Source organism: Streptomyces sp. SID5910, from assembly GCF_009862125.1.
Lineage (GTDB): Bacteria > Actinomycetota > Actinomycetes > Streptomycetales > Streptomycetaceae > Streptomyces.
Genome location: NZ_WWHX01000125.1, coordinates 1 through 11,451 on the forward strand (window position 1 = coordinate 1; position 11,451 = coordinate 11,451).

Genomic DNA, 11,451 nt, shown 5'->3' on the forward strand with positions numbered 1-11,451 from the left:
CGGCGACCCGCTTGGCCTTCGGGCCGATCAGGCCGGCGAGTTCGCCCAGGAGCTGACGGCCCACCAGGACCTCGTAGGGGTCGGACCCCGCGGTGCCGCCGACCTGGATCCTTGTCACATCGTTCACCGCAGCGTCCTCCGGCCGGGGGTCCGGGGGTTGCCCCCCGGGGGATACAGTCTTCAACTCCAGTGCGTCCAGGGCGGCTTGCGTGACTTCTTCGGGCGTCCGTCCGTCGGTGGCGACGACGGCCGTGGCGACCTCCTCGTAGAGGTGGCGGCGGGCCTCCATCAGCTCGCGCCACTGCTTGCGCGGGTTGACCGCGAGCAGCGGGCGGGCGGCGTTCAGGCCGGTGCGCCTGACGGCCTCCTCGACGTCCATCGAGAGGTAGACGACGCGCTGCCCGGCGAGCAGGCCGCGGGTGCCGGCGTCGAGGACCGCGCCGCCGCCGAGGGCGAGGACGCCGTCGTGCTCGGCGACCGCACGGCGCACGGCCTCCTTCTCCAGGGCGCGGAAGGCCGCCTCGCCGTCGTCGACGAAGATCTCCGCGATGGCGCGCTGCTGCGCGGCGACGATGTCCGCGTCCGTGTCCCGGTACGCGGTGCCGAGGCGCTCGGCGAGCAGCTGCCCGACGGTGGACTTGCCGACGCCCATCGGTCCGACCAGGACGATCAGCGGGGTGCTCATCGGATGGCCAGGTTCTCGAGGTACGAGGTGACGTTGCGGCGGGTCTCGGTGACGCTGTCGCCGCCGAACTTCTCCGCCACGGCGTCCGCGAGGACCAGGGCGACCATCGCCTCGGCGACGATGCCGGCGGCCGGGACCGCGGAGACGTCGGAGCGCTGGTGGTGGGCCTGCGTGGCCTCGCCGGTGGCCACGTCCACGGTCTTGAGGGCGCGCGGCACGGTCGCGATCGGCTTCATCGCGGCGCGGACGCGCAGCAGCTCGCCGGTGGACAGGCCGCCCTCGGTGCCGCCGGCGCGTCCGGAGACGCGGCGGATGCCCTCGGGCGTGCCGACGATCTCGTCGTGCGCCTTGGAGCCGGGCACCCGGGCCAGCTCGAAACCGTCGCCGATCTCGACGCCCTTGATCGCCTGGATGCCCATCAGGGCACCGGCGAGGCGGGCGTCCAGCTTGCGGTCCCAGTGCACGTGCGAGCCCAGGCCGACCGGGACGCCGTACGCCAGCACCTCGACCACGCCGCCGAGCGTGTCGCCGTCCTTGTGGGCCTGGTCGACCTCCGCGACCATCGCCTTGGACGTGTCCGCGTCCAGGCAGCGCAGCGGGTCGGCGTCCAGCTTCTCGACGTCAGCGGGGGTGGGGTACGCGCCCTGCGGGGCCTTCACGGAGCACAGCTCGGTGACATGGCTGACGATCTCGATGCCGGCCGTCTCCTTGAGGTACGACCGGGCCACGGCGCCCAGGGCCACGCGGGCGGCCGTCTCGCGTGCGGAGGCGCGCTCCAGGATCGGGCGGGCCTCGTCGAAGCCGTACTTCTGCATGCCCGCGAGGTCGGCGTGGCCGGGGCGGGGGCGGGTCAGCGGGGCGTTGCGGGCGAGTCCCGCGAGCACGTCCGGGTCGACCGGGTCGGCCGCCATGACCTGCTCCCACTTGGGCCACTCGGTGTTGCCCACCATGATGGCGACCGGGGAGCCCATGGTGAGGCCGTGGCGGACACCGCCGAGGAAGGTGACCTCGTCGCGCTCGAACTTCATCCGCGCGCCGCGCCCGTAGCCGAGCCGCCGCCTCGCGAGATGGTCCGCCACCATGTCCGTGGTGATCGGCACGCCGGCGGGCAGACCCTCCAGCGTCGCGACGAGTGCGGGACCGTGGGACTCCCCCGCGGTCAGCCAGCGCAACCTGCTCAACGGTGCTCCTCAGTGCTCGCGCCCCGGTACGGCCCGCGTACGCGTCTGCTGTGCGTACGGCGGCGGCGTGTCCGGGTGCGCGGGCCCCGGTCCGCCACCTCCGATCCTCCCACGTCCGGCCGCCCGGCCCGCCCGCCGGTCCATCTGACGGACGGCCGGTCTCAGACGGAGCCGTCGCCCTGACGCCGAGGGGGCGCGTAGGAACCGAGAAAGTCGGCACCGCTCTGCGGCGACCGGGGCGGGGCGTAGGGACCCAGGTAGTCGGCGCCGCGGCCCTGCGAGCCGTACTGCGTCACGGCCGGGTCCGGCGCACCGCCGCGTGCCGCACGCCGGGCGGCGACGCGGCGCACCAGCTTGACCACCCAGGACGCTACGAGGGCCAGCAGCACCAGGGCGATCACCGTGATCTGCACCCAGTCGGGCAGGAAGCCGAGGACGGCCTCGAATATCTGGCTCTTGACGGACGCCAGAGGCACGCCTGTGGACATGGATCGCCTTCCCCTCCCGGTTCCACCCCCTGCGGAACCGGACGGATCCTAGGCCCTGTCGTCAAACTCCCGCCTGCCTGGCGGCGCCATGCACACACTCTCGCCGCACCGGCCCCTGACCCAAGTACATCCAGTACGAGGATCAGGGGCCGGCACGCCGAGAGCACGCACCTGACGCCGCCAGGCCCGCCCTCCGGGCGGACGACGGGAGTTTGACGACAGGACCTAGCGTTCCGCGAGGGCGTGCTCGCCTGCTTTTCGCATGGCGGCGAGGGGGACGGGGGCGCGGCCCGTCATCTGCTCGACCTGGAGGACCGCCTGGTGCAGCAGCAGGTCGAGGCCGCTGACCACGGCACCGCCGTGCGCCGACCAGCGGGCCGCGAGCGGGGTCGGCCAGGGGTCGTACAGCACGTCGAAGAGGGTCCCGGGCATCTCGGGCACCGCGGCGGCCAGCGCGTCGGTGGTGCCGGCCGGGGTGGTGGCGACGACCAGCGGGGCGTGCAGCGCCTGCTCGGCGTCGGCCCAGTCGGCGATGCGCACCTCGACGCCCAGCCGCTCGGCCCAGCCCCGCATCTCGGCGGCGCGTGCCTCGCTGCGCACGTACACGGTGACCTCGCCCGTGCAGACCCGGGCCAGCGCGGCCAGCGCGGAGGAGGCGGTGGCGCCGGCGCCGAGGACCGCGGCGGTGTCGGTCTTCTCGATGCCGTGCTCGCGCAGGGCGGCGACCATGCCGGGGATGTCGGTGTTGTCGCCGGTCGCGCGGCCGTCCTCGGTGAGGACGACGGTGTTCACCGCGTCGACGGAGGCCGCCGTCTCGCTGATGCCGTCGAGCAGCGGGATCACCGCCCGCTTCAGCGGCATGGTCAGCGACAGTCCCGCCCACTCCGGGCCCAGCTTCTCGAAGAAGCCCGGCAGTGCCGCCTCGTCGACGTCGAAGCGGTCGTACGTCCAGCCCTCCAAACCCAGCTCGGCGTAGGCGGCGCGGTGCAGCACCGGGGAGAGGGAGTGGGCGATCGGGGAGCCGAGCACGGCGGCTCGGCGGGGTGCGGACATCAGTTCTTCCTCGACGCGTTCCACTTGTCGACCAGCTTCTGGTGGTCCTCGTTGGTCTTGGTGAACTCACTCGTCTTGCCGTCGAGCGAGATGAAGTAGTACCAGCCGTCGGAGGTCGGGGCGAGCGCGCCCTTGAGCGCCTCCTCGCCGGGGTTGCCGATCGGACCGGGCGGCAGCCCCTTGTAGTAGTACGTGTTGTACGGGTTGTCGTAGTTGCGCAGCTCGCTGAGCGACAGGTCCAGCTTGCTCTGGTTCTTGACGTAGTTGTACGTCGAGTCGAACTCCAGCATCCCGTTGGTCTGCTCGTTGCCCGGCTTGAGGCGGTTGTAGACGACCTCCGCCATCCGCCGGAAGTCGTCGTGGCTCGTGCCCTCGGCCTGCGCCAGGCTCGCGACGGTCAGCAGCTGCCACGGTCCTTCGAGACCGAGGCTCGCGGCCTGCTCTTCGAGACCGAGGTCCTGGTACTTCTCGCTGGCCCGCGCCACCATCTGCCTGAGCACGTCCTCGGGCTTCTGGCCCTTGGCCGCGCCGTAACTGGACGGGTAGAGGAACCCTTCCAGCGGGTCCTTGACGTTCTTGTGGTTCATCGCCCAGGCGGGCAGGCCGAGGTTCTTCCACTGGCTCTTGGCGACGCCGGCGGTGGTGCCCTTCTTGAGCCCGAGCTGCTCGTCGATCTTTTGGTAGACCTGTACGTTGCGCGAGCCCTCGGCGATGATCAGGTTGCTGCGGCTCTTGGGGTCGAGCAGCATCTGCACCGCGCTCGCGGCCGACATCTCCTTTTGCAGCGTGTACACGCCGTCCTGGATGCTCTTGCCCTCGGGATTGCTCTGCTGGGCGCTGACGAAGGCGTCGACGCTCTTCACCACGCCCTGGCGCTTGAGCTCCTGCCCGATCGTCGCTCCGCCCGCGCCCTTGGGGACGGTGACGGTGACCTTCTGGCCGTTGCCGTCGCCCGCGTAGTCCGGGGCCGCGCCGAAACGGTCCTGGTAGAACTGGAAACCGAAGTAGCCGACGCCCGCCACGCCACCGCCGAGCACCAGGCAGACCACGAGACAGGCGATGCCGCTGCGGCCCTTCTTCTGCTTGCCGCCCCGGCCCCGGCCTTTACGGCCGCCGCCGCCCTTGTCGTCCTCGGCATCGCCGTCGTCCCCGCCCGCGAAGAAGGCGTGCTCGCCCTCGTCGGGCCCGGGGTCCCAGTCGGTGTCCCGCGGTTCGGGTTCGGCGCGCCTGCGGCCGGGCGGCTCCGGCGGCGGGTACGCCTCCGGGGTGCCGTAGAAGTCGGGCTGCTCGGCCCCGTACGCGGCGCCCTGCTGGCCGTAGGGGTCCGACGGGTCGCCCGGGTACTGCGCGTGGGGATGCGCGCCGCTCCCCCAGCCGCCGTCGTCGTAGCCCTGGCCCTGCTGCGGCTGGGCCTGGGCCGCGTACTGCTGGTCGTACTGCTGCTGACCGTACTGATCGTGCTGCGGCGCGGAAAGCGGCTGACCGTACTGGTCGTACTGCGGCTCGGGGAGGGGCCGGCCGTACTGGTCGTACTGCTGCCCGCCGTACCCGCCCTGGCCGCCGTCGTCCCAGCCGCCGTACTGGTTCTGCTGCGGCTGCTGCGGGTAGTGCTGCGGCTGGCCGCCGTAGGGGGACTGCTGACCCGACTGGGCCTGCTGTCCGCCCCATCCGCCGTCCCCGTACAACGGGTCCTCCGGATGCCACGGTTCGGAGCCTGGGCCCCGGCCATACTCAGTCATCGATCCCCTAGAGCCGCGAGGCGGTGGTCCGCGCGGCCTGACGTGGGGGGCCGGCGTCCGTTCCGCCTCTTGCTGTGCGGGGCCTGTTCGAATGCCGCCGCATCGCGCGGAACGTTACCGTATCGCGATCAGATGACCACTTCGACGCCCTCGCCGGGTGCATTGCCTGACACCCGTTCGGATTCCAGCGCCTGCTGAAGGATGATCACGGCGGCTGCCTGGTCGATGACCGATCTGCCCTTCTTGGACTTCACGCCCGAGGCGCGCAGCCCCTGGCTCGCCGTCACCGTCGTCATCCGCTCGTCGACCAGCCGTACGGGGACGGGGGCGATGCCCCTGGCCAGCTCCTGGGCGAAGGCCCTGACCTTGACCGCGGCCGGGCCCTCGCCCCCCTTGAGGGAGCGAGGGAGGCCGACGACGACCTCGACGGGCTCGTACTCCTCGACCAGTTGACGCAGGCGGCGGTGTGCCGCCGGGACGTCGCGCCCGGGGACGGTCTCCACCGGGGTGGCGAGGATCCCGTCGGGGTCGCACGAGGCGACCCCGATCCGGGCGTCACCGACGTCGATCGCCAGTCGTCGGCCTCTGCGCATCGCCGGCCCTACTTCGCCGTGTCGGCGACGAGGCGCTCGACGGCGTCCACGGCGTCGCCGATGGCGGCCGGGTTCTGGCCGCCGCCCTGGGCGACGTCCGGCTTGCCGCCACCGCCGCCGCCGAGGGTCTTGGCGGCGGTGCGGACCAGGTCACCGGCCTTGAGACCGCGCTCGCGGGCGGCCTCGTTGGTGGCGATGACCGTCAGCGGCTTTCCGCCCGCCGTGGTGAAGAGGGCGACCACGGCGGCCCGGCCGCCCTGGATGCGGCCGCGCACGTCGAGGACCAGCTTGCGCAGGTCGTCGGCCGTGGTGCCGTCGGGGACCTGACCGGTGACCAGGGCGATGCCGCGTACGTCCTTGGCGGAGTCGGCGAGCGAGCCGGCGGCCTGGAGGACCTTCTCGGCGCGGAACTTCTCGATCTCCTTCTCGGCGTCCTTCAGCTTGCCGAGCATGGCGGAGACCTTCTCCGGAAGCTCCTCCGGGCGGCCCTTGATCAGCTCCTGGAGCTGGGCGACGACCGTGTGCTCCCGGGCGAGGAAGTTGTAGGCGTCCACGCCGACCAGGGCCTCGATGCGGCGCACCCCGGAGCCGATGGACGACTCGCCGAGCAGCTTGACCAGGCCGAGCTGGGCGGTGTTGTGCACATGGGTGCCGCCGCACAGCTCCTTGGAGAAGTCGCCGATGGTCACGACGCGGACGCGCTCGCCGTACTTCTCGCCGAACTCGGCGATGGCGCCCTGCTTCTTGGCCTCGTCGATGCCCATGACGTCGGCGCGGACGTCGAGGTCGCGGGCGAGCACGGCGTTGATCTTCTGCTCGACGTCGGTCATCACGGCCGTCGGGACGGCGGAGGGCGAGCCGAAGTCGAAGCGGAAGCGGCCGGGCTGGTTCTCGGAACCGGCCTGCGCGGCCGTCGGGCCGAGCGCGTCGCGCAGCGCCTGGTGGGTGAGGTGGGTGGCCGAGTGGGCGCGGGCGATGGCCTTGCGGCGCCGGTCGTCGATCGACGCCTGGGCCGTCGCGCCGACGGTGATCTCGCCGACCTGGACGACGCCCTTGTGGACGTAGACGCCCGGGACGGGCTTCTGGCAGTCGCGGACCTCGACGACGGCACCGGAGTCGGTCCTGATCCGGCCGGTGTCGCCGATCTGGCCGCCGCCCTCGGCGTAGAAGGGGGTGCGGTCGAGGACGATCTCGACCTCGTCGCCCTCGGTGGCGGCCGGGGAGGAGATGCCGTCGACGAGGATGCCGACGATCGTGGACTCGCCCTCGGTGTCGGTGTAGCCGATGAAGTCGGTGGCACCGGCGCGGTCGGCGATCTCGCGGTAGGCGCCGAGGTCGGCGTGGCCGGTCTTCTTGGCCCGGGCGTCGGCCTTGGCGCGCTCCCGCTGCTCCTTCATCAGGCGCCGGAAGCCGTCCTCGTCCACGGACAGCCCCTGCTCGGCGGCCATCTCCAGGGTGAGGTCGATCGGGAAGCCCCAGGTGTCGTGGAGCAGGAACGCCTTGTCGCCCGCGAGGACGCTGCCGCCGGCGGCCTTGGTGTCGCTCACGGCGGTGTCGAGGATGTTGGTGCCGGCCTTCAGCGTCTTGAGGAAGGCGTTCTCCTCGGCGAGGGCGACCTTCTCGATCCGCTCGCGGTCGGTGATCAGCTCGGGGTACTGCTGCCCCATCATGCCGATCACGACGTCGATCAGGTCCTTGGCGACCGGGCCGGTGGCGCCGAGCAGGCGCATGTTGCGGATGGCGCGGCGCATGATGCGGCGCAGCACGTAGCCGCGGCCCTCGTTGCCGGGGGTGACGCCGTCGCCGATGAGCATCACGGCGGTGCGGATGTGGTCGGTGACCACGCGCAGGGAGACGTCCGACGCGTGGGCGTCGCCGTAGGCCACGCCGGTGAGCTCGGTGGCCTTGTCGATCACGGCCATCGAGGTGTCGATCTCGTACATGTTCTGCACGCCTTGCAGAATCATGGCGAGGCGCTCCAGGCCGAGCCCGGTGTCGATGTTCTTGCTCGGCAGGTCCCCGAGGATCTCGAAGTCCTCCTTGCCGGTGCCCTCGCCCCGCTCGAACTGCATGAAGACGAGGTTCCAGATCTCCACGTACCGCTCGTCGTTGACGGCGGGGCCGCCCTCGACGCCGAACTCGGGGCCGCGGTCGTAGTTGATCTCGGAGCACGGGCCGCAGGGGCCGGGCACGCCCATGGACCAGAAGTTGTCCTTCTTGCCCAGGCGCTGGATGCGCTCGGCGGGGACGCCGACGACCTCGCGCCAGAGCTGCTCGGCCTCGTCGTCGTCCTGGTAGACGGTGATCCACAGGCGCTCGGGGTCGAGGCCGTAACCGCCCTTGTCCTGGGGGCTGGTGAGCAGCTCCCAGGCGAGCTTGACGGCGCCTTCCTTGAAGTAGTCGCCGAAGGAGAAGTTGCCGCACATCTGGAAGAACGTGCCGTGCCGGGTGGTCTTGCCGACCTCTTCGATGTCCGGCGTGCGCACGCACTTCTGGACGCTGGTGGCGCGGTTGTACGGGGGCTTGACCTCGCCGAGGAAGTACGGCTTGAAGGGCACCATGCCCGCGTTGACCAGCAGCAGAGTCGGGTCGTCCGCGATGAGCGACGCCGAAGGGACGACGGTGTGCCCGCGCTCCTCGAAGAAGCTCAGCCAGCGGCGGCGGATCTCGGCCGACTCCATCAGTGGTCCTCATTCCGGTTGTACGAGTACGTCGTCCTGTCGACGTACCTCGGGTCGTTGCCGTTCTCGATGGCGGTGTACCGCGTGGCCGCGGGCAGTTCGCGGTCGACGGGGGCGTTCAGCCCGAGCGCGTCGTCCAGTTCGGCCTCGCGCTGGGCCATGTTGTCGCGGACGTCGAGCGCGAAACCCACCGCGCGGTCCTTGATCCGGGTGCCCGCGTCGATCGCCTTGTTCGCCGCGGTCGCGGCGAGGCTCTCGGGGGTCAGCTGCTTGAGCTTCCGGTTGACCTTGGTGGTGGCCCACACACCGGCGGCCATGCCGGTGCCGAACCAGAACGTACGGCGGAACATCGCTGGATCAGTCCTTCTTCCGCTTCGTCCGCCGCGCCGCCGGGATCGTACGGCCGACGATCACGGTGCGCCGCGGCTCCTTGGCCGGGCCCGCGGGCACGCCCTCCTTGCGACCGCCGAGTGCCCTGCGCACGCCGTAGCCGAACGCGGCGACCTTGACCAGCGGGCCGCCGAAGGTGGAGGCGACGGTGGTCGACAGCGCCGAGGCGTTCGACGTGACCTCCTGGACGTCGGAGGCGATCGCGTCGACCCGGTCGATCTGGGTCTGCGCGGAGCGCACCGCGGAGGAGGCGTCGGCCAGCAGCGGGACGGCCTGGTCGGTCACGTCCGCCACGAGCTTGGTGGTCGCCCTGAGCGTCTGGGCCAGCCTCGCCAGTGCGACGGCGAGGAAGGAGACCAGGATCGCCCAGAAGACTGCCACCAGGATCCCGGCCACCTCGCCACCGGACACTGTGCACCCGCTCCCTGAAACGTGCCTGAACATCGAGAACATCGAGAAAGTCGTGCACCGAGCCTATCGCGCCGGGCACCGGGCTCCGTACCGGATTCCCGTCCGCGGGCGGGGAAGTCGGGCGAAGCGATTGTACGGAGTGATTACGGGCCAGTACGCTCCGTGTTCCATGCGAGATCTTCGGCGCGACGCCAGCTCACCGCACGGCAACCTTCCGCTGGAGCTCGACGTCTTCGTGGGGCGCGCGGCGGAGCTCGCCGGGCTGGTCCGGGCCCTCGGTGCCACCCGGCTGGTGACGGTGACCGGGCCGGGCGGGGTCGGCAAGTCCCGGCTGGCGGCGCGGGCGGCGGCGCGGTGCGCGCCCCGGGACGGGGTCTGGCGGGTGGACCTGGCGCCGGTGCGCGATCCGGAGTTCGTCGACTACGCGGTCGTGGAGGCGCTCGGGCTGACCGACCACACGACGCGCCTGCCCCGCGAGACGCTGCTCGCGCATCTCGCCGAGCGGGAGCTGCTGCTGGTCCTGGACGGGGTCGAGCACCTGGTGGACGCCTGCGGCGCGCTGGCCGGCGTCCTGCTGGGCCGCGCTCCGGGGCTGCGGGTGCTGGCGGTGGGGCGCAGGCCGCTGGGCGTGACCGGGGAGCGGCTGCTCCCGCTGGCGCCGCTGGGCCCGGAGGAGGCGGTGGAGCTGCTGGCGGTCCGGGCGGCGCAGCGGGACCTCGCGTGCGGGGACGCCGTGGACGCCGAGGCGGAGGACGTGCTGCGGGAGCTGTGCCGGCGGCTGGACGGCATCCCGCTGGCGATCGAGCTGGCTGCCGGGCGGCTGGACGCGCTGTCGCCGGGGCAGATGCTGCGGCGGCTCGACGACCGCTTCCGGCTGCTGACCGGCGGGGACCGCACCGCGCTGCCCCGGCACCGGACGCTGCGCACCGCGATCGGCTGGAGCCACGAGCTGTGCACGCCCGGGGAGCGGCTGCTGTGGGCGCGGCTGTCGGTGTTCACGGGGTCGTTCGACCTGGAGGCCGCCGAGTACGTGTGCAGCGGCGAGGGTCTGCCCGCCGACGAGGTGCTCGACGTGGTCTGCGCGCTGCTGGCGCAGTCGGTGCTGACCCGTGAGGAGACGCAGGCCGGGGTCCGCTACCGGATGCTCGACACGGTGCGGGCGTACGGCGCGGACTGGCTGGAGGCGACGGGCGACGCGCCGCGGCTGCGTCGGCGGCACCGGGACTGGTACGTAGGGCTGGCGACCTGGTGCGAGCTGGAGTGGTTCTCGCCGCGCCAGCGTGAGGTGGCCGCCCGGGTGGAGGCGGAGCTGCCGAATCTGCGCGGCGCCCTGGAGCACTGCCTGGCCGAGCCGGACGAGGCGCACCTGGGCCAGTATCTGGCGGGTGCCCTGTGGTTCCACTGGGTCGGCTGCGGGCGGCTGTCGGAGGGACGGCGCTGGCTGGAGCAGGCGGTGCGGCTGGACGTGGAGGGGCCGGCGGGCGAGCAGTCCCGGCTGAAGGCGCTGTGGGTGCTCGGCTACGTGGCGATCCTCCAGGGCGACACCGTGCCCGCGCTGGCGGCGCTCCACGAGTGCCGGGAGGAGGCCGAGCGGTCCGAGAACCCGACGGCGGTGGCGTACGCGGAGCACCGCACCGGGTGTCTGGCGCTGGTCTCGGACGACATGGCGCGCGCGGAGACGCTGCTGCGGTCGGCGCTGCGCCGTTACCGGCAGATCGGCGAGCTCAACACCAATGTGCTGATGGGCCAGGTGGAGCTGGCGATGACCCGGGCGTTCCAGGGCGATCTGCCGGACGCGGTGCGGCTGTGCGAGGACGTGCGCCAGGTGTGCGAGGACCACGGCGAGCGCTGGGCCCGGGGGTACGCGCTGTACGTGCTGGCGTACGCGGCGTGGAGCGAGGGCGATCCGGTGCGCGCCCGTGAGCTGCTGACCGACTGTCTGGCGGGCGCCCACCGCTTCCGGGACCAGCTCGGTTCGGTGCTGGCGCTGGAGCTGCTGGCCCTGGTCACGGCGGCGGAGGGCGACGCCGCGGAGGCCGCGGTGCTCCAGGGGGCGGCGGGGCGGATGTGGCCGTCGGTGGGGCTGCCGCTGTTCGGCTCGGCCTACTACAACGCGCCGCACGAGCTGTGCGAGGCGACGGCGCGGGAGCAGCTGGGCGACGAGCGGTACGAGGAGCATGTGCGGCACGGGGCGCGGCTCGGCCGTGCGGAGGCGGTGACGCGGGCGCTG

10 protein-coding genes are annotated in these 11,451 nt (G+C 72.3%); 1 reads left to right on the forward strand and 9 read right to left on the reverse strand.

From position 1 onward, the window contains the following. From GTW67_RS04695 to GTW67_RS04735, 9 genes are all read right to left on the reverse strand, one after another. Positions 1-685, reverse strand: a 685-nt coding sequence (locus tag GTW67_RS04695) for a shikimate kinase (RefSeq protein ID WP_237518662.1), incomplete at its 3' end; no start/stop codon positions are given. Continuing rightward, positions 682-1,866 (reverse strand): chorismate synthase, encoded by a 1,185-nt coding sequence (gene aroC, locus GTW67_RS04700; RefSeq protein WP_161163527.1) that lies wholly within the window; start codon positions 1,864-1,866, stop codon positions 682-684. The genes aroC and GTW67_RS04695, both read right to left, overlap by 4 nt. A gap of 161 nt (positions 1,867-2,027) precedes the next feature. Further along, on the reverse strand, positions 2,028-2,354 hold the full coding sequence (locus GTW67_RS04705; protein WP_161163528.1) for a hypothetical protein: 327 nt from the start codon (positions 2,352-2,354) through the stop codon (positions 2,028-2,030). Positions 2,355-2,579: 225 nt separating this feature from the next. Then, on the reverse strand, positions 2,580-3,407 hold the full coding sequence (locus GTW67_RS04710) for a shikimate dehydrogenase (RefSeq protein WP_161163529.1): 828 nt from the start codon (positions 3,405-3,407) through the stop codon (positions 2,580-2,582). Next, positions 3,407-5,146 (reverse strand): endolytic transglycosylase MltG, encoded by a 1,740-nt coding sequence (mltG, locus tag GTW67_RS04715; protein ID WP_161163530.1) that lies wholly within the window; start codon positions 5,144-5,146, stop codon positions 3,407-3,409. The genes GTW67_RS04710 and mltG overlap by 1 nt, the downstream gene beginning before the upstream one ends. Positions 5,147-5,274: 128 nt before the next feature. Next, positions 5,275-5,739 (reverse strand): Holliday junction resolvase RuvX, encoded by a 465-nt coding sequence (gene ruvX, locus GTW67_RS04720; protein WP_161163531.1) that lies wholly within the window; start codon positions 5,737-5,739, stop codon positions 5,275-5,277. A gap of 8 nt (positions 5,740-5,747) precedes the next feature. After that, positions 5,748-8,420: an alanine--tRNA ligase gene (alaS, locus tag GTW67_RS04725; protein WP_161163532.1), complete on the reverse strand. Its 2,673-nt coding sequence runs from the start codon at positions 8,418-8,420 to the stop codon at positions 5,748-5,750. Next, the gene (locus tag GTW67_RS04730; protein WP_161163533.1) at positions 8,420-8,770 is read right to left on the reverse strand and encodes a hypothetical protein; all 351 of its coding nucleotides are present in this window, start codon (positions 8,768-8,770) and stop codon (positions 8,420-8,422) included. The genes alaS and GTW67_RS04730 overlap by 1 nt, the downstream gene beginning before the upstream one ends. A gap of 7 nt (positions 8,771-8,777) precedes the next feature. Beyond that, positions 8,778-9,254 carry a DUF948 domain-containing protein gene (locus GTW67_RS04735; RefSeq protein WP_161163534.1) on the reverse strand — a complete coding sequence of 159 codons (477 nt, stop codon included), beginning with the start codon at positions 9,252-9,254 and terminating at the stop codon, positions 8,778-8,780. Positions 9,255-9,390: 136 nt separating this feature from the next. Between GTW67_RS04735 and GTW67_RS04740 the strand changes: the two genes are divergently transcribed. After that, positions 9,391-11,451 (forward strand): ATP-binding protein (locus tag GTW67_RS04740; RefSeq protein ID WP_161163535.1); only part of this gene is annotated, 2,061 nt, incomplete at its 3' end.